The following is a 17179-nucleotide window of genomic DNA, read 5'->3' as shown; positions in this document are numbered from 1 at the left end:
TGCCTTTTGGGGCAATGGATCTGGGGGGCCGAAACGGTGGCCAGCGTGGAGGGGCCGCTGCGTACGTGGCTGCTCGAAGGTCTGACGACGGACCGCAAGCAGATCGAGCACGGCCCGCACAAGAAGCACTCGTGGTGGCAGGTCATGTGCCTGACGGGTGTCGACTACTTCTCCACGCTGGGGTACCAGCCGGGCATCGCGGCGCTGGCGGCCGGGGCGCTGTCGCCGCTGGCCACGGTCTTCCTGATCCTGCTGACGCTGTTCGGCGCACTGCCCGTCTACCGGCGGGTGGCGGGGGAGAGCCCGAACGGCCAGGGCTCGATCGCGATGCTGGAGAAGCTGGCGCCGCAGTGGTGGGGCAAGCTGTTCGTCCTCGCGCTCCTGGGCTTCGCCGCCACTGACTTCGTGATCACGATGACGCTCTCGGCGGCCGACGCGACGGCGCACATCCTGGAGAACCCGTTCGCGCCCGACTTCCTCGAAGGCCAGCGGGTACTGGTCACGTTGTTCCTGCTGGCGCTGCTCGGCAGCGTCTTCCTCATGGGCTTCAGCGAGGCGATCGGCATCGCGGTGGTCCTCGTGGGCGTCTACCTCACGCTGAACGCGGTCGTCGTCGGCGTCGCGGTCGCGCACGTGCTGGAGTCGCCCGACCGGGTGGTCGACTGGCGGCACGCGCTGACCACCACCTACTCCAGCCCGATGGCCATGGTCGGGCTGTCGTTGCTCGTCATGCCGAAGCTGGCGCTGGGCCTGTCCGGGTTCGAGACGGGCGTGGCGGTGATGCCCGTGGTCAAGGGCGACATCCAGGCCAGGATCCGGGGCACCAGGCGGCTGCTGACGACGGCGGCGCTCGTCATGAGCGTGTTCCTGATCTTCAGCAGCTTCGCCACCACCGTGTTGATCCCGGCGGCCGAGTTCAAGCCCGGCGGCAAGGCGGCCGGGCGGGCGCTGGCGTATCTGGCGCACGACTTCCTGGGCGACTGGTTCGGGACGCTCTACGACATCAGCACGATCGCGATCCTCTGGTTCGCCGGGGCGTCGGCGATGGCCGGGCTGATCAACCTGGTGCCGCGCTACCTTCCCCGGTACGGCATGGCCCCGGACTGGACCCGTGCCGTACGGCCTCTGGTGCTGGTCTTCAGCGCCATCGGGTTCGCCATCACGGTCATCTTCGACGCGGACGTGGACGCCCAGGGCGGCGCGTATGCCACCGGTGTCCTGGTGCTGATCCTGTCGGCCTCGGTCGCGGTGACGCTGTCCGCCTGGCGGCGCGGCACCCAGCGGGCGGCGGTCGCGTTCGGCGTGATCTCGGTGGTGTTCGCCTACACGCTCGTGGACAACGTCTTCGAGCGCCCCGACGGCGTGAAGATCGCGTCGTTCTTCATCGTGGCGATCATCGCGACCTCGCTCATCTCACGCGCCACCCGCTCGACCGAGCTGCGGATCACCGACGTGACCTACGACCCGCTCGCGCAGCAGATCGTGAACCAGGCGCGCGGCGAGATCCACCTGATCGCCAACGAGCCGCACCGGCGCGACCAGGCCGAGTACAACGACAAGATGCGCGAGCAGTGGCTCAACCACCGGCTGCGCAGCAGCGAGCAGGTCATCTTCGTCGAGGTGACCGTGGTCGACGCGTCCGACTTCGAGAGCGAGCTCCGGGTCTGTGGCGAGGAGCGGTACGGTCACCAGATCCTGCACTTCCAGAGCCCCACGGTCGCCAACGCCCTGGCCGCCCTGCTCCTGGACCTGCGCGAGCGCACCGGGCAGGTGCCGCACATCTACTTCCACTGGACCGAGGGCAACCCGGTCGCCGCGATGCTGCGCTACCTGCTGTTCGGCGGCGGCGACGTGCCGCCGCTGACCCGCGAGGTGCTGCGCAAGGCGGAGCCCGACATCACCAGGCGCCCCCACGTCCACGTCGGCTAGTGCTCGCCGGCGAAGCCGCCGCCGGGCGTCATGATGATCACGCCTGACTCGTCCGCCTGCCGTTCCTGGAAGGCGAACTTCCTGACCAGCACGAACACCAGCGCGGGAACGACGAGGACGGCGACGCGGAAGAACCAGGTCACGCTGAACAGCGAGAAGTGGAAGTTGTAGGCGATCTGGTCGTTGGCGGCGGCCGCCCAGAGCAGCCCGTAGAAGGCGATCCCCGCCGCGCCGACCGCCACGTGGGTCGCCGGGCTGATCGGGAAGCGCCGCTCGACGAACGGGTAGAGGCCCAGCACGGTGAAGAACACCCCGGGGACGACGACGGCCGGCACCAGCACCGCCAGCGTCAGCGTGTGGCCGAACACGGTGGCCTCCCAGCCCGGCATGATCCGCACGGCCCCGTCCAGGAAGCCCATGTACCACCCGGGAACCGCACCGGCCGTGATGCTGCCAGGCCGGTAGGGGCCGAGCTGCCAGATGGCGTTGATCTGCACGAACGCCCCCATCACGGTGACCAGCCCGGCAGTGGCGGCGAACACGCGGACGGGCGCGACCGAGCGTCCCGTACGGCGCAGCCAGACGTACAGCATGAGTCCGGCGGTGAGCACCGGCAGCGCCAGGTGCAGCCAGTAGACCCGGCCGATGATCTCCGTACCGGGGAAGGCCCCGTCGAAGATCACCCCGGCCAGCCACGTGCCGACCATCGGGATCGACTGCACCACGCCCTGCGTCAGCCGCAGGCTGCCGCCCGACAGCATGTCGTCGGGCAGGATCGACCCGGTCAGGCTCATCACCATGCCCAGCGGCAGCAACGTCACCCAGACCATCCAGACCAGCAGGCGCGGGCGGCGGAACGCACGGGTGAAGAAGAGCCGCAGCAACTGCAGGCAGATGGCGGCGACGAAGTACAACGCGGCCCAATGGTGGATCTGCCTGATCAACAGCCCGCCGCGCACCTCGAAGCTGAGATCCAGCGACGAGGCGAAGGCCCTGCTGACGGTGACGCCGCGCAGCAGCCCGTAGGAGCCCTGGTAGGTGACCTGCGTCATGTCCGGCACGTAGAAGAACGTCAGGAAGCCACCTGTCACGACGAGCACGACGAACGTATAAAGCGTGGCCTGCCACAACAGCGTCGACAGCTGGTCGTCTTTCATGAGCGCCTCCTGACAGACCCAGACGATGTGGATCTTGAAGATGTGACATCGCCGCCCAAACGACTTGCAACAGGGCTGTGGAAGGATGCCAGGACGGGCATCGACACAGCAAGGAGCAGGCATTGGACCGGCGCGAGGAAGACGAGCACGCGGAGGCACGGGCCAAGGCGCGCCTGCGCGACCTGCGTGACAGCATCGACAACATCGACGCGGCCCTCATCCACCTGCTCGCCGAGCGGTTCAAGCTCACCGGTCAGGTCGGGGAGCTGAAGGCCGACCGCGGCCTGCCACCCGCCGACCCGGCCCGCGAGGCGGAGCAGATCAAGCGGCTGCAGGCACTGGCCATCGAGGCCAAGCTCGACCCCGAGTTCGCCAAGAAGTTCCTGGCGTTCATCATCGAGGAGGTCATCCGTCACCACGAGTCGGCGGCGATGAGCCGATAGGACGTGCCTCCCTTTAGGAGTGCACGGCGCGGATCTCGGTGACGGTGAACTCGTCGACGATGTGGGCGTTCTGCAGGAGGAACCCGACCACGCCCGCGACCGCCTCAGCGCCCGAGGTGGCTCTGGCGTGGCCGCTCAGCAGGTAGACGAGGGGGGTGGACGGCTGGTCGAGGGTGAAGCGGCGGCCATGCCTGTGGACGTCCTGGAGCGCTCTTATGGGGACTGGGCGGGTGGTGGTGAACCAGGCGGCCACCTCCCACAGGGGGAGCGTGGGATCGGCGTCTGCGGCGGCCAGGTAGCAGTCGACGCAGCCCTGTCCGGCGTGGTGGCCGTGGGGGCAGGTCCACTGGAGGATGTCTGCTGGGCTCTGGGGGTGCTTGTTCAGGATCGCCGACTCGGTCACGCGTCGTCGCATGGGGCGCGGACGGTCAGGGGGAAAGGACTCGTTGACGGTGATCGTCTCCCTTCGAAGGATTCAGCTTACGTCCACCTCCTCCCTCAGGGACACCAGCCCACCGTCATCAAACCCCTCAACAGCCTCTCCTGCTGGGGTGCCCCTTCTTTTTGGATGCCCCTCCCTTTGGGATGACCGTCCTTTTTCGGGTGTCGCCACTCGAAGAGCGCGCCTTCGGGGCCCTTGGGACGGCGCTTTGGGTGGCGCCCTTCAGGTGGCGCGCCCTTGAGGTGGGAGCCCTGGAGGCGCCCTTCGGGAGGCGCGCGGCCTTCGGGGGCCTGGGGACCTTTCAAAGGGTGGTCACCAAAGCGCCGGGTCGGCGAGCAGGGGTACGGCGGAGCTCGGCGCAACGTGCACGGACCCCGGCTAACCGTGCGGCCGACGACACACATACGTCCGCGCAGGCGGCAGATTACGCCAGATGGTCCGCGTAGTGAGCACCTCGTCAAACGCCGCCCCCAACCGCCCACGAAACCTCCGCCCAGGCCCGAACGGCGTCCCCGTCAGATAAGCGATCGTCGTGAAACTCCCCCCAGGCGCCAGCACCCGGGCAACAGCCCCGATGATCCGCTGCTGCGTACCCTCAGGAATCAACGTCCAAGGCAAAGCACTAACGACAGCGTCCACCTCACCAGGCCCGATCCGCGTCCCGAGCTCCGCAGCGTCCATGTGCAGCACCTCCAGCCAAGGCCGGGTCCGAGCCAGATGATCGACCATCCCCCGATCAGCCTCCACCGCCAGATACCGCGCCGCAGAAGGCAACCGCGACCTGATCTGCCCACTGACCGCCCCGGTCCCAGGCCCCAGCTCCACCACGGTAGGCGCCCCCCGCCGCGGCACCACCTCGGCCAGCTGAGCAGCCAGCACCCCGGACGTAGGCGCGAACGCGCCGATCACCGCGGGCCGCCGCACGGCCGCCCTCATGAAAGCGCCAAGATCAGATCGCATGTAAAGACGCTAGGGAAGCCGCACCCCGCCCGACTCCTGCCAGATACCGATCCCGAAGCTCCGCCGATGAGCCGCAGGACCTCATCCGAGAGGACACCATGGGGGACCAGGGCCCTAGAGTCGGATCGTGCGTGCGGCCAGGTTGATGTCGGTGATCCTGCTGCTCCAAGGGCGCGGCGGCATGACGGCGGCCGAGCTGGCCAGGGAGCTGGAGGTCTCGGAGCGTACGGTCCACCGCGACGTGCTCGCGCTGAGCGAGGCGGGCGTGCCCGTCTACGCCGACCGCGGACGCAGGGGCGGCTACCGGCTGCTGGAGGGCTACCGCACCAGGCTGACCGGCCTGGACCGAGCCGAGGCCGAGGCGCTGTTCCTGTCCGGCGTCCCCGGCGCCCTGCGCGAGATGGGCCTCCAGGACGTGGCCGCCACCGCCCGTCTGAAGGCGGCCGCCGCGCTGTCGCCCGGTTTGCGCGACGCCCCCGACATCGCCGCCCAGCGCTTCCACCTGGACGCCCCCGGCTGGTTCGCCGCCGACCGCCCGCCACCGCCCGCGCTCGCCCCGCTGGCCAGGGCGGTCTGGACGGACCGCGCGGTCGACCTCACCTACAAGGACAGGCAGCGCACCCTGCACCCCTACGGCCTCGTGCTCAAGGCGGGCGTCTGGTACGTGGTCGGGAAGGCACGCGACTTCCTGACCTTCCGCGTCGACCGGGTCCAGGCGGTCGAGGTGCTGGAGGAGGTGTTCGACCGCGACCCCGCCTTCGACCTGGCGGCCCACTGGGACGAGCAGTCGGCCAGGTTCGCCAGGTCGCTGCTGCGCGACACGGTCACGCTCAGGCTCACCGAGGTCGGCCTGCGCGTGCTGCGCCGCGTCGCCGACCCGGCCGCCCTCGCCGACGCGCTGGCCTCCCTGCGCGAGGACGGGACGGTCGAGCTGGCCGTCGAGTCGCTGGAGGTCGCCTTCAGCCAGGTGCTCTGCTTCGGCCCTGAGGCCGAGGTGCTGGCGCCGCCCGAGCTGCGGGACCTCGTGAAACAGGCGGCTCGCCGTACAGCGGATCTTTACCGGTAGTCGTCGGGGGAGGCCTCCTTGCCGCCCTCCTCGACCTCGCGGATGTAGCGCCACACGTCGGGGCGGCTGCCGTCGACGTCGGTGAAGCCGTACTCCTGGGCGAGCTGCCCGCTGTCGAGCGACTGGCCGCTCCACCGCATCCTGTCCTCGTCCCGGGCCAGCGCGGCGACGGCGCGCCCGGCGAACGCCGGCGTCTCGGACACGCCCCACGTGGCGTTCTTCGGGATGAAGTCGCGCCAGGTCTCCTCGGTGACGCCCATGTTCTCCAGCATCGCCTCGGAGCGCAGGAACCCGGGCGTCAGCGCGACCGCAGCGCACTCGTGCTTGCGCAGGTCGTGAGAGAGCGCGTAGGCGAGCCTGGTCACCGCGGTCTTCGCCTGGTCGTAGAAGAGCGAGAGGCGGTAGTGGTCGTCGTTGTAGGCCTTGGTGCCGTCGGTGACCTCGACGACGAGGCCGCCGGGGTTCCTGATCATCAGCGGCAGCAGGTAGTGGCTGGTGATGATGTGGGTGTCGATCGCCAGCCGCATGAGCCGCAGCCCGTTGTCGAGGTCGTGCTCCCAGACGGGGACGTTCCACTGCGTCAGCCAGTCGCCGCCCCAGACGTCGTTGACCAGCACGTCGAGGCGCCCCTGCTCGCTGTCGACGCGCGCGGCGAGCGCCTTGACCTGCTCCTGGTCGAGGTGGTCGACCTGTACGGCGATGCCCTTGCCGCCCGCTGCGGTCACCAGTTCCGCGGTCTCCTCGATGGTCTCCGGCCGGTCCATCTCGGAGCGTGAGGCTCGGGTCGACCGGCCGGTGCAGTACACCGTCGCCCCGATCGCACCGAGCTCCACCGCGATACCCCTGCCCGTTCCGCGCGTGGCTCCTGCCACCAAAGCAATCATGAACCTCACTCTGCCCGGAAAACAGGACGCCTCGTGTCATGTTTTCCGAGGTCTTCTGTCGGCACGTGGGCCGTCTCGCGTCCGGTGAGCGCGGAAAGAGCGCTGATGGCGCAGAGGATCGCGGTGAAGACGCCGACGCCGACCCAGCCCTGCAGCCCGAGCCAGCCCTCAGGGGAGACGATCCCGGCCGCCGTGGCCACGGCGAAGCCCGCGATGGCGAAGCCGAACTGGGTGCCGATCGCCATGCCGGACAGGCGGACCCTGGTGCTGAACATCTCGCTGTAGAACGACGGCCAGACGCCGTTCGCCGCGCTGTAGACGACGCCGAGGGTGAGGATGCCGACGAGGAAGACCAGCGGGTAGCTCTTGGAGTTGATGGCGGCGAGGTACAGGAAGATCATGATCGGGCTGCCGATCGCGCCGACGAGGAAGACGGGCTTGCGCCCGATGCGGTCGGACAGCCTGGCCCAGAGCGGGATCGCGGCCAGCGCCGTGGTGTTGGCCGCGATGCTCACCCAGAGCATGACCGCCTTGTCCAAGCCGACCGCGTCCGAGGTGGCGTAGTTGAGCGCCCACACGGTGAAGATCGTGCTGACCGTCGCGATGAGCGCCGCGCCCACGACGCGCAGCACGCTCGTCCAGTGGCCGCGGAAGAGCACGGCCAGCGGCATCCGGGGCACCGTACCCTGGGCGACCTCAGCCTCGAAGGCGGGCGTTTCCTCCAGCTTGCGGCGGATGATCCAGCCGGTGACGGCGACGACGACGCTGAGCCAGAACGGCAGGCGCCAGCCCCAGCTCAGCAGCTGCTCCTCGGGCAGTGCGGCGACCGGGATGAAGACGAGGGTGGCCAGGATCTGCCCGAACTGGGTGCCGTTGAGGGTGAAGCTGGTGAAGTAGCCGCGCCGGTCGGCGGGGGAGTGTTCGAGCGTCATGGAGTTGGCGCTGGCCTGCTCGCCCGCCGCTGACAGTCCCTGCATGATGCGCAGCGCGACGAGCAGCACGGCTGCCAGGCCGCCGATCTGGTCGCGTGAGGGCAGGCAGCCGATGAGGAATGTGGACACGCCCATGAGGATCAGGGTGAACACCATGATCTTCTTGCGGCCGAACCGGTCGCCGACGTGACCGAGGATGAACGCGCCCACCGGCCTGGCCGCGTAGGCGACGCCGAAGCTGGCCAGCGACAGGAGCGTCGCGTTGGCCGGGTCGCTCTTGTCGAAGAAGACCTTGGGGAAGATCAGGGCTGCGGCGCTGCCGTAGATGAAGAAGTCGTAGTACTCCAGCGCGCTGCCGATCCAGGCGGCGACGGCCGCCTTGCGCGGCGTGCCTGGACGGATCCCGGATAAGTCGTCGGTCACGATGGCTCCCTGGCTTACGTCACGAACTAGATAGTTAATTAACGTGGGCGAAATGCCGGTGTCAATAGCCGCAGGATCGGCTATAACTAACTCACTAGTTCGTACATAGGAGTGGCTCATGGCCTCGTTCCTGACCGGGCTGATCGGCTCCGGCATCGGCCCGTCGCTCAGCCCGGCGCTGCATGAGGTCGAAGCGGCTCATCACGGTCTGCGCTGCGTGTACCGGCTCGTAGAGGTGGGCGACGACGACGTGGGCGACCTGCTCGCGATGGCCGCCCGCCTCGGCTTCGACGGGCTCAACGTCACCCACCCGTGCAAGCAGAGCGTCATCCCGCACCTCGACGAGCTCTCGCCGGACGCCGCCGAGCTGGGCGCCGTCAACACGGTCGTCTTCCGCGACGGCCGGGCGATCGGCCACAACACGGACTGGAAGGGGTTCGCCCAGTCCTTCGCCAGGGGTCTGCCCGGCGCGTCCCTCGACCGCGTCGTGTTGCTCGGCGCGGGCGGTGCGGGGACCGCCGTGGCGCATGCCCTGCTCACCATGGGGGCCGGTCACATCCTGGTGGTCGACGAGGACGAGGACCGTGCCAGGGCGCTGGCCAGGCGGCTCGGCGAGCGGGCCGAGGCAGGTCCTCTCGTGCTCAAGGGCGCGGACGGGCTCGTTCACGCGACCCCCACCGGCATGGCCCACCACCCCGGCCTGCCGCTGCCCGCAGAACTGCTCCACCCGGGGTTGTGGGTGGCCGACATCGTCTACCGGCCGTTGGAGACCGAGCTGCTGGAGCGGGCGCGTGCCCTCGGCTGCCGCACGCTCGACGGCGGCGGCATGGTCGTCTTCCAGGCCGCCCACGCCTTCCGCCTGTTCACCGGCCGCGAACCTGACGCCGAGCGCATGCTCTCCCACCTGAAGGACCTGATATGCGAAGAACCATCGCCACCGTCTCGGTGAGCGGCACTCTGACGGAGAAGCTCGCGGCGATCGCGGCCGCCGGGTTCGACGGTGTGGAGCTCTTCGAGGCCGACCTGCTGGGCTGCCCGCTGCCACCGGAGGAGATCCGGCTGCGCGCCGCCGACCTGGGCCTGTCGATCGACCTCTACCAGCCGTTCCGCGACTTCGAGGCGATGCCCTCGCTCGACCTGCGGCGCGCGGAGGGGAAGTTCCGCGTGATGGAGCGGCTGGGCGCCGACCTGCTGCTCGTCTGCTCCAACGTGTCTCCCGAGGCGATCGACGACGACGACCTCGCAGCCGAGCAGTTGCGCCTCCTCGCCGAGCGGGCGGCGTCGCACGGCGTCAGGATCGCCTACGAGGCGCTGGCCTGGGGACGCCACGTCAACGAGTACTTGCACGCCTGGCGGATCGTGCGCCTGGCCGACCATCCTGGCCTCGGCGTCTGCCTGGACAGCTTCCACATCCTGTCGCGCGGCTCCGACCCCATCGGCATCGAGGCGATCCCCGGCGAGAAGATCTTCTTCCTGCAACTCGCCGACGCGCCCCTGCTGGCCATGGACGTCCTGCAGTGGAGCCGCCACTACCGCTGCTTCCCCGGCCAGGGACACTTCGACCTCGCGGGACTCGTCGGGCACGTGCTCAACGCCGGGTACCGCGGCCCGCTGTCGCTGGAGGTCTTCAACGACCACTTCCGCCAGGCCGACGCGGTTCGTACGGCACGCGACGGCATGCGCTCGCTGATCGCGCTCGACGTGCGGCCGCCCTCCATACCGACCGGCTTCGCCTTCGCCGAGCTCACCGACGACGGTCGCCTGGAAGGGATGCTCGCCGCCCTCGGCTTCGCCCGCACCGGCCCGCGCCTGTGGGAGCAGGGCAGGGCCAGCCTCCTGCTCAACGCGGGCGAGGACCCCGAGCTCACCTCGATCGGCCTGGACAGCCCTGACCCGGCGGCCGCCGCCAAGCACGCCGAGCTGCTGCTGGCAGAAACAGCCCCCGACGGCCTCAAGATCGTCTTCTGTGGTACGGCGGAGCCCGTACCAGGCGCGATCACCCGCATCGATCACATCGCGCTCACCGAACCCGTGCACCACTTCGACGAGGCGGCGCTCTTCTATCGCGAGGTCCTCGGCCTCGTCCCCCAGGAGAGCCTCGACGTTCCCGACCCGTACGGCCTGCTCCGCAGCAGGGCGATGTGCGGGCCGGACGGCGGCGTACGGATGGTGCTCAACCTCGCGCCGGGCACCATACGGTGGCAGCACGTCGCCCTGGCCTGCGACGACGTCCTGGGCGTCGCGCGCAGGTTACGCGACGAGCACCCCGAGCTGTTGCTCCCCATTCCCGGCAACTACTACGACGACCTGGAGGCCAGGCACAACGTCGACCCGGCGCTGCGCGAGCTGGGCGTGCTCTACGACCGCGACGAGGACGGCGAGTTCCTGCACCTCTACACCGTGACCGTGGGGCGGGTGTTCTTCGAGATCGTGCAGCGGGTCGGCGGCTACCGCGGCTACGGGGCGGTCAACGCCCCGGTCAGGCTTGCCGTACAGCATCTGAGTCGTCATTAGGATTGGTCAATGACCTCGCCACCCGCAGCCAGGGAACGTCAGCGCGACGCTGACCGCACCAAGGCCGAGATCCTCGAGGTCGCCCAGCAGGAGTTCGCCGCGCGTGGTTACGCGGGGGCGCGGGTCGACGCGATCGCCGAGCGGATGCGCACCACCAAGCGCATGATCTACTACTACTTCGGCAGCAAGGAGCAGCTCTTCATCGCGGTGCTGGAGAAGGCGTACGCCGAGGTCCGTGAGGTGGAGCGCACGGTCGACGTCGACCACCTGGCGCCCGTCGAGGCGATACGCACGCTCGCCGAGCTGACCTTCGACCACCACGACGCGCACCGCGACTTCATCACGCTCGTCGCGATCGAGAACATCCACCGGGCCGAGCACATCCGCAAGTCCGACGTGCTGGTCAACCTCGGCGCCCCGGTTCTCGACCTGATCGAGCGCATCCTGGCGGCCGGCACGGCGAGCGGCGACTTCGTGACCGAGGCCGACGCCATCGACGTGCACATGATGATCAGCGCGTTCTGCTTCTTCCGCGTGGCCAACCAGCACACGTTCGGCGCGCTGTTCGGCCGCGACATGACCGCGGCCGAGCATCGCGTCCGGTTGCGCAGGATGGTGGGCGAGATGACCGTCGCCTACCTGCGCGGCTCTAGCGACGTCCGTCGAAGAACGCCCTGAGGTCGCCGATGAGGAGGTCGGGCTGCTCCAGGGCGAGGTAGGCGCCGCCGCGGTCGAACTCCGTCCAGCGCTGGACGTTGGCCTCCTGCTCGGCCAGGCTCCTGACCGTGACGTCGCCAGACGCGACCGCGAAGGCAGTGGGCACGGTGACCGGCGCCTTCGGGCCCCACGCGTTCGGGTCGTGCGACACATCGGCGTAGCTCTGCGAGATCGATCCCTGGGTGCCGGTGAACCACTGCGTGCTGACCTCGGTCAGGATGCGGTCGCGGGAGAAGGCGTCCTCGGGCAGCTCGGAGCTCGCGTCCGTCCACTCCTTGAACTTCTCCACGATCCACGCCGCCTGCCCCACGGGCGAGTCGTGCAGGCCGTGCGAGATCGTCTGCGGCCGGGTGGACATGATGACGTTGAAGCCCATGCCGGTCTGCAGGAACTGCTGGATCAGGCCCATGCGCCGCTGCTCGTCCTCGTTGAGCTCGCCGACCTCGCCGCTGGGGATGGTGACGTAGGCGTTGACGTGGATGCCGGCGAGGTTCTCAGGGACGGTACGGCCGAGCTCCATGGACAGGTTGGCGCCGCCGCCACCGCCGTGCGCGCCGTACCGCTCGTAGCCGAGCTCGGACATCAGCCGGGCGAACAGCGCGGCGGTGCGCGGGACCGTCCAGCCCGTGCTGGCCAGCGGCGTGGAGAAGCCGAAGCCCGGCATGGTCGGCGCCACGATGTGGAAGTCGCGCGACAGCGGCGTGAGCACGTCGAGCAGGCCGATGATGCCGCCGGGGTTGTCGTGCATGAGCAGCAGCGGCAGCGCGTCGGGGCGCTCGGCGCGGATGTGCCTGAAGTGCACGGTCTGCCCGTCGATCACGGTCGTGTACTGCGGCCACTGGTTCAGCTCGGCCTCGGACTTGCGCCAGTCGTAGTCGTTGGCCCAGTAGTCGGCCAGCCCCTTGAGGTAGTCGACGGGCACGCCGCGGTCCCATCCGGCGCCGGGGAGCTGAGGTGACCAGCGCGTACGGCTGAGCCGTTCGCGCAGGTCGTCGATGGCTTCTTGCGGGATGTCGATCTGGAATGGTGTCATGACCTGGACACTAGAAGGACACCCATATCCGGCGAATGAGTCATCGCATAGGTAATACAGTGCGAAACGTGTTGTGGGGCCGTTCGGGGGAACAAGTCGCGATCACCAAGCTGCTGGAGAGTGTCCGTACGGGCGCCAGCGGCGTCCTCGTGCTGCGCGGAGATCCGGGCATCGGCAAGACCGCGCTCCTCGACCACGCGGCCGCGTCGGCCGACGGCCTGCGGGTCCTGCGCGGGGCGGGCGTCGAGGCGGAGCGCGACCTGCCCTTCGCCGGGCTCCACCTCCTGCTGCACCCGGTGCTCGACCGGCTGCCCAGCCTGCCCGCGCCCCAGGCGGACGCCCTGCGCGGCGCGTTCGGCCTCGGACCTGCCGCGGGCGACCGCTTCCTGGTCGGGCTCGGCGTCCTGTCGCTGCTGTCGGAGGTCGCCGAGGAGCGCGGGCTGCTCTGCCTCGTCGACGACGCGCACTGGCTCGACCACGCCTCGTCCGAGGCGCTGATGATCGCCGCCAGGCGGCTCGACTCCGAGGGCGTCGGCCTCGTCGTCGCCACCCGCGACCCGGGTTCCGACGGCCTCCAGCTCGGCGCGCTGGACCCCGGCGACTCTGCCGCGCTCCTCGACACGACGGCCGGCCCGCTGCCGGCCGAGGTCAGGAACCGGGTCCTGGACGAGGCGCGGGGCAACCCGCTCGCGCTGATCGAGCTGCCCAGGTCGCCGCTGACCGGGCGGCTGCGCGAGGCCTTCGAGTACCGGGCCAACGCGCTGGACGAGAGCGCCAGGACGCTGCTGGCCGTCGCGGCGCTCGACAGCACGGGCCAGCGCGCGACCGTCCTCGCCGCGGCAGGGGAACTGGGCTGCGGCTCGGGCGATCTGGACGTGGCCGTCGCGAGCGGGCTGCTGTCCGTCGAGGGTGACCGGCTGGCCTTCCGCCACCCGCTCGTGCGCGCCGCCGTCCGCGGCGCGGCCCCCGAGCCCGTGCAGCTGGCCGTACACGCGGCGCTGGCCGGGGTGCTGACCGAGCCGCACGACGCCGACCGGCGCGCCTGGCACCGGGCGTCGGCGGCGACGAAGCCCGACGAGGATCTGGCAGAGGAGCTGGAGCGCACGGCGCAGCGGGCGGCGGAGCGTGGCGGTGGCGCGGCTGCCGCTGCCGCCTACGAGCGCGCGGCCGAGCTGAGTGTCGACGGGGAGAACCGGACCAGAAGGCTGACCCTGGCAGCAGAGGCGGCCGAGCACGGCGGGCGGTTCGACCATGCGCGAGCCATCGCGGAACACGCCGGAGGACCGCACGTCGACCCGTCGCTGACCTCGCGGCTCATCAGGGTGCGCGCCTGCTCCGACTACGGCATGGGCATGCTGCCCAGCGCCCACACGCTCCTGTCCATGGGCGTCGACCACATCGCGGACGACGACCCGAGTGCGACCGCGTGGCTGCTGCTCGACGCGTCCTCCCTGATCTGGCTGGACGGCGACCGCGACATGGCCGCGCGCACGGCCGACCAGCTCGCCGCGCTGAAGCTGCCGGAGGACGACGAGGCGCGCCCGGTCCACGACCTGTGCCGCTGGTTCGCCGCCCTCTCGCTGCGCGAGCGCATCGAGGGGCTGCCGCCGCTGTCCGGCGTCGTGGCGGCGGCGCGCGAGCTGGCCGGGCTGGACCGGCGCGGCCTCCTCCTCATCGGCGCGCTCGACCTGGCAGAGCCGGACCGGCACACGCACGACCTGGCCACGGCCGCTGTCGCCGCCATCCGCGAGGAGAGCAGAGTCGGGCTGCTGCCGCAGGCACTGACGCAGCTCGCCGCGACCCAGCTGGCGCTGGGCTGGCACGCGGACGCCAGGGCGCACGCGGGCGAGGCCGTACGGATCGCCGAGGACACCGCGCAGCCGCAGTGGGCCGTGCAGGCCGGATCGCTGCTGGCCAGGCTCGGCGCGATCGAGGGCGTGCCCGAGGCGTGCACCGGCCACCAGGAGGCCGAGGCGCTGCTGGAGCTGGGCCTCGGACGGGCCGAGTCAGCGCTGCTCAAGCTGGAGGACCTCGTCTACGGGCGGGCGCGCAACCAGATCTCCGCGATGCGGTGCGTGCCCGACCTCGTCGAGGCTGCGCTGCGCTGCGGGCGGCCGTCGCGGGCCGTCGAGCCGTTCGGCCGGTTCGCCGACTGGGCGGACATCCTGGACCAGCCGTGGGCGCACGCGCTCGTGGCCAGGTGCCGGGCGCTGATCGAGCCGGGCGAGGAGCACTTCGCGCTGGCGCTGTCGCTGCACCCGGGCCCGTTCGAGCTGGCGCGCACCCGGTTGCTGTACGGAGAGTGGCTCAGGCGGGCCAGGCGCAGGGCCGACGCGCGGGCCCCGCTCGCCTCGGCGCTGCAGACGTTCGAACGGCTGGGCGCGCGGCCCTGGGCGGAGCGCAGCCGTACGGAACTGGACGCGGCCGGGTGGGCGACGCCGGACGTCGACGAGCACGACCCGCTGGCCGCGCTGACGCCGCAGGAGCGGCAGATCGTCAGGCTGGCCGCGCAGGGGCTGGCCAACAAGGAGATCGCCGCCCAGCTCTTCCTCAGCCCGCGCACGGTCGGCCAGCACCTCTACAAGGCCTTCCCCAAGCTGGGCGTCACGTCGCGGGCCGAGCTCGCCGACCTCTAGCAGGTGCGGAGCATGTTGAGCAGCGCGACCCTCTCCTTGCGCGTCACCGACAGGCGGTAGTGGTGCTTCACCGCGATCCACGAGGTGGCGTAGCGGCACCAGTAGGCGCGGCGCTGCGGCCGCCAGCTCTGCGGGCCCTGGCCGCCCTTGGCGATGTTGGCCGAGTGGCTGACCGTGATGAGCTCCGGGCGCACGAGGTCGTTGGCGAAGGCGCGCCGCCTGGCCTGGCTCCACCTGCTCGCCCCGGACCTCCAGGCATAGGCAAGCGGCACGACGTGGTCGACGTCGACGTAGCGCTCGCTCTTCAGCTTCTTGCCGTCGTAGGGGCTGAACCACACGCCTCTGACCGGGTGACAGGCCGCGTTCTTGCGCACCTTGCGCCCGTCGCGGGCCAGGACGGTCTCGCGCACGTCGCACCTGCCCCGGTGGTGCGCCCAGCGCGGCTGGAAACGGCGGTGGCTGTACCCCCTGATCGACAGTGCTTTGGCGACCTTGAGCTGGCCCAGCATGCGCCTGGCCTGGGCGGTGCCACTCTCGGCGGTGGCCTGCTGCGCGGTGAGGGGAGTGATCAGAAGAGCGGCTAGGGCGATCCTCATGAAGATCATGGGTCAACCCATACCCAGCACCCGCCTGAATGTCGCACACGTGCGCTCGCCCAATATCGCGAACACGACGCGTTCGAAGACGCCGCGGAACGGGCCGTCGAGCTGGTCGCGGAACGCCTCGGCCACCACCGTCGGGTCGTTGCCGAACACGCCGCAGCCCCACGCGCCGAGCACCAGCGTGCGGTGCCCGTGGTGGGCGGCGACGGCGAGGATCCTCCCGCCGCGGTCGTGCAGCACGCCGGGCACCTGGACCAGTTGCCCGCCCGCGAGCTGCCTGGTGTTCGGCGCCGCCGCGGTGATCACCGCCATCCGGTACGGCCTGGCCAGCAGGGCGCCCCGGTCGTCCTTGAAGACCTGGACGTCGGGGGAGTAGATCATGTGGTCGCTGTAGAGCAGCGTCGGGCTCGCCCGGTGGAAGGCGTAGAACGGCTCGGCGCCGATCAGCGAGGAGTAGAGGGACGAGGCGCGGGCCAGGCTCTCCTCCTGCGCCTGGGCGCCGTTCATGAAGCCGCCGCCGGGCTTGCGGGCCGAGGCGAAGTTCAGCACGCAGGGCTCGTCCAGCAGCGCGGCCGCCTCCAGGGTGGACTGTTCGGCCACCTCCACGACCGTCCTGCCCGACCTGGTGGGGGCGTCGAGCGGTTCTCCAGGGCGGTGGAGGATCGCGCGGGCGAGGTCAGGGTCGAGGTCGACGCGGTCGCCTGCGGCGTTCACGTACCAGCCGCGGCCGAGGATCTCCAGCGTGTCGGCGGCGACCCGCCGTAAGTGGTCTCTCATGTCGTCCCAGGGTTCTGCGCTGCGCGGGCGAGGCCGTCGAGGAGCAGGTCGAGCCCGAACTCGAACTCGTCCCCGTAGTCGTAGCCTGGCTGCAGCACGTGGTCCACGGCGATCTCGGTGAGGTGAGGGTACTCACCCGAGGCGAATCGCGCCATGACCTGCTGCGCGATCCGCGCCGGCGTATCGAGCGGCAGGCTCCGGTGCTGCAGCGCGAACCCGTAGACGTAGCTGTCCAGTGCCGAGGCCGCGTGGGCGGTCAGCGCGACAGAGAACCCGGCCCGGCGCAGGACGCCGAGCATGGCGTCGTGGTGGCGCAGCGTCGCGTGTCCCGGCGTCGACCGCGACTCCATGTGCCCGATCGCCCAGGGGTGGCGGGCCAGCGCCGCGCGCGTCGAGATCGCCCGCTCGCGCATCGCCTTACGCCAGTCGCCGTCCTCCGGCAGGTCGATCTCCGCGAACACGGTGTCGATCATGCCGTCGAGCAGGTCGCCCTTGTTGGCCACGTGGTTGTACAGGGACATCGCCTCGACGCCGAGCTTCTCGCCGAGCCTGCGCATGGTGACGGACTCGATCCCGCCCGCGTCGGCCAGCGTGACCGCGGCCTGCAGTACCCGGTCGCGGTTCAGTCGTGCCATGCGCGCTCTCCCCTTGACTTACTTACACT

General features: G+C 70.3%; 16 protein-coding genes. 7 read left to right on the top strand and 9 right to left on the bottom strand.

The window, feature by feature from the left end; translation table 11 throughout:
* Window positions 1-45 precede the first annotated feature (45 nt).
* Entirely contained in the window at window positions 46-1929 is a 1884-nt protein-coding gene (locus ACIBG8_RS26355; protein ID WP_397345600.1) for an amino acid transporter, read from the top strand.
* On the opposite strand, the gene ACIBG8_RS26350 is transcribed toward ACIBG8_RS26355, so the two are convergent.
* On the bottom strand, window positions 1926-3086 hold the full coding sequence (locus tag ACIBG8_RS26350) for a cytochrome bc complex cytochrome b subunit (RefSeq protein ID WP_397345599.1): 1161 nt from the start codon (window positions 3084-3086) through the stop codon (window positions 1926-1928). The two genes, ACIBG8_RS26355 and ACIBG8_RS26350, sit on opposite strands and share 4 nt — an antisense overlap.
* A gap of 122 nt (window positions 3087-3208) precedes the next feature.
* Here ACIBG8_RS26350 and ACIBG8_RS26345 point away from each other — a divergent pair, with 122 nt between their 5' ends.
* A complete protein-coding gene (locus ACIBG8_RS26345) occupies window positions 3209-3529 on the top strand; it encodes a chorismate mutase (protein WP_397345598.1) in 321 nt (106 codons plus the stop codon).
* Between the two features lie 13 nt (window positions 3530-3542).
* Here the strand turns inward: ACIBG8_RS26345 and ACIBG8_RS26340 are convergent, their stop codons facing one another.
* Together ACIBG8_RS26340 and ACIBG8_RS26335 are read right to left on the bottom strand one after the other, a co-directional pair.
* The gene (locus tag ACIBG8_RS26340; RefSeq protein ID WP_397345597.1) at window positions 3543-3944 is read right to left on the bottom strand and encodes a hypothetical protein; all 402 of its coding nucleotides are present in this window, start codon (window positions 3942-3944) and stop codon (window positions 3543-3545) included.
* 405 nt (window positions 3945-4349) lie between these two features.
* Window positions 4350-4931, bottom strand: a complete 582-nt coding sequence (locus tag ACIBG8_RS26335) for a class I SAM-dependent methyltransferase (protein WP_397345596.1) — start codon at window positions 4929-4931, stop codon at window positions 4350-4352.
* A 127-nt stretch (window positions 4932-5058) separates the two neighbouring features.
* Between ACIBG8_RS26335 and ACIBG8_RS26330 the strand changes: the two genes are divergently transcribed.
* Window positions 5059-5997, top strand: a complete 939-nt coding sequence (locus ACIBG8_RS26330; protein WP_397345595.1) for a helix-turn-helix transcriptional regulator — start codon at window positions 5059-5061, stop codon at window positions 5995-5997.
* On the opposite strand, the gene ACIBG8_RS26325 is transcribed toward ACIBG8_RS26330, so the two are convergent.
* The gene (locus ACIBG8_RS26325) at window positions 5988-6881 is read right to left on the bottom strand and encodes an SDR family oxidoreductase (protein WP_397345594.1); all 894 of its coding nucleotides are present in this window, start codon (window positions 6879-6881) and stop codon (window positions 5988-5990) included. The genes ACIBG8_RS26330 and ACIBG8_RS26325 overlap by 10 nt on opposite strands.
* Window positions 6882-6886: 5 nt before the next feature.
* Entirely contained in the window at window positions 6887-8236 is a 1350-nt protein-coding gene (locus ACIBG8_RS26320) for an MFS transporter (protein WP_397345593.1), read from the bottom strand.
* Window positions 8237-8354: 118 nt separating this feature from the next.
* On the opposite strand from ACIBG8_RS26320, the gene ACIBG8_RS26315 reads away from it, so the two are divergent.
* Genes ACIBG8_RS26315 through ACIBG8_RS26305 form a run of 3 tightly spaced genes read left to right on the top strand, consistent with a single transcriptional unit; the run spans window position 8355 to window position 11428 of the window.
* Window positions 8355-9185, top strand: a complete 831-nt coding sequence (locus tag ACIBG8_RS26315; protein ID WP_397345592.1) for a shikimate dehydrogenase — start codon at window positions 8355-8357, stop codon at window positions 9183-9185.
* Entirely contained in the window at window positions 9155-10750 is a 1596-nt protein-coding gene (locus ACIBG8_RS26310; protein ID WP_397345591.1) for a TIM barrel protein, read from the top strand. The genes ACIBG8_RS26315 and ACIBG8_RS26310 overlap by 31 nt, the downstream gene beginning before the upstream one ends.
* A 9-nt stretch (window positions 10751-10759) precedes the next feature.
* Window positions 10760-11428: a TetR/AcrR family transcriptional regulator gene (locus ACIBG8_RS26305; protein ID WP_397345590.1), complete on the top strand. Its 669-nt coding sequence runs from the start codon at window positions 10760-10762 to the stop codon at window positions 11426-11428.
* Here ACIBG8_RS26305 and ACIBG8_RS26300 read toward each other — a convergent pair.
* Window positions 11400-12500 (bottom strand): epoxide hydrolase family protein, encoded by a 1101-nt coding sequence (locus ACIBG8_RS26300; RefSeq protein ID WP_397345589.1) that lies wholly within the window; start codon window positions 12498-12500, stop codon window positions 11400-11402. The two genes, ACIBG8_RS26305 and ACIBG8_RS26300, sit on opposite strands and share 29 nt — an antisense overlap.
* Window positions 12501-12568: 68 nt before the next feature.
* Between ACIBG8_RS26300 and ACIBG8_RS26295 the strand changes: the two genes are divergently transcribed.
* Window positions 12569-15136 (top strand): LuxR C-terminal-related transcriptional regulator, encoded by a 2568-nt coding sequence (locus ACIBG8_RS26295; RefSeq protein ID WP_397345587.1) that lies wholly within the window; start codon window positions 12569-12571, stop codon window positions 15134-15136.
* On the opposite strand, the gene ACIBG8_RS26290 is transcribed toward ACIBG8_RS26295, so the two are convergent.
* Genes ACIBG8_RS26290 through ACIBG8_RS26280 form a run of 3 tightly spaced genes read right to left on the bottom strand, consistent with a single transcriptional unit; the run spans window position 15133 to window position 17150 of the window.
* Window positions 15133-15741 carry an HNH endonuclease family protein gene (locus tag ACIBG8_RS26290; RefSeq protein ID WP_397345586.1) on the bottom strand — a complete coding sequence of 203 codons (609 nt, stop codon included), beginning with the start codon at window positions 15739-15741 and terminating at the stop codon, window positions 15133-15135. The two genes, ACIBG8_RS26295 and ACIBG8_RS26290, sit on opposite strands and share 4 nt — an antisense overlap.
* Before the next feature lie 3 nt (window positions 15742-15744).
* Window positions 15745-16515 (bottom strand): TIGR02452 family protein, encoded by a 771-nt coding sequence (locus ACIBG8_RS26285; protein ID WP_397345584.1) that lies wholly within the window; start codon window positions 16513-16515, stop codon window positions 15745-15747.
* Window positions 16512-17150, bottom strand: coding sequence for a TetR/AcrR family transcriptional regulator C-terminal domain-containing protein (locus ACIBG8_RS26280; RefSeq protein WP_397345583.1), 639 nt, complete (start codon window positions 17148-17150; stop codon window positions 16512-16514). The genes ACIBG8_RS26285 and ACIBG8_RS26280 overlap by 4 nt, the downstream gene beginning before the upstream one ends.
* Between the last annotated feature and the right edge of the window lie 29 nt (window positions 17151-17179).

The sequence above is a fragment of the Nonomuraea sp. NPDC050556 genome (assembly GCF_044457355.1).
Taxonomy (GTDB): domain Bacteria; phylum Actinomycetota; class Actinomycetes; order Streptosporangiales; family Streptosporangiaceae; genus Nonomuraea.
This window is presented reverse-complemented; position numbering and strand designations above follow the sequence as displayed.

What these genes read in the sequence shown, in the direction of transcription:
- ACIBG8_RS26325 (WP_397345594.1), bottom strand. Translation starts at nt 6,881, where the DNA reads ATGATTGCTTTGGTGGCAGGAGCCACGCGCGGAACGGGCAGGGGTATC.
- ACIBG8_RS26340 (WP_397345597.1), bottom strand. Translation starts at nt 3,944, where the DNA reads ATGCGACGACGCGTGACCGAGTCGGCGATCCTGAACAAGCACCCCCAG.
- ACIBG8_RS26315 (WP_397345592.1), top strand. Translation starts at nt 8,355, where the DNA reads ATGGCCTCGTTCCTGACCGGGCTGATCGGCTCCGGCATCGGCCCGTCG.
- ACIBG8_RS26280 (WP_397345583.1), bottom strand. Translation starts at nt 17,150, where the DNA reads ATGGCACGACTGAACCGCGACCGGGTACTGCAGGCCGCGGTCACGCTG.
- ACIBG8_RS26305 (WP_397345590.1), top strand. Translation starts at nt 10,760, where the DNA reads ATGACCTCGCCACCCGCAGCCAGGGAACGTCAGCGCGACGCTGACCGC.
- ACIBG8_RS26285 (WP_397345584.1), bottom strand. Translation starts at nt 16,515, where the DNA reads ATGAGAGACCACTTACGGCGGGTCGCCGCCGACACGCTGGAGATCCTC.
- ACIBG8_RS26300 (WP_397345589.1), bottom strand. Translation starts at nt 12,500, where the DNA reads ATGACACCATTCCAGATCGACATCCCGCAAGAAGCCATCGACGACCTG.
- ACIBG8_RS26310 (WP_397345591.1), top strand. Translation starts at nt 9,155, where the DNA reads ATGCGAAGAACCATCGCCACCGTCTCGGTGAGCGGCACTCTGACGGAG.
- ACIBG8_RS26335 (WP_397345596.1), bottom strand. Translation starts at nt 4,931, where the DNA reads ATGCGATCTGATCTTGGCGCTTTCATGAGGGCGGCCGTGCGGCGGCCC.
- ACIBG8_RS26350 (WP_397345599.1), bottom strand. Translation starts at nt 3,086, where the DNA reads ATGAAAGACGACCAGCTGTCGACGCTGTTGTGGCAGGCCACGCTTTAT.
- ACIBG8_RS26290 (WP_397345586.1), bottom strand. Translation starts at nt 15,741, where the DNA reads ATGATCTTCATGAGGATCGCCCTAGCCGCTCTTCTGATCACTCCCCTC.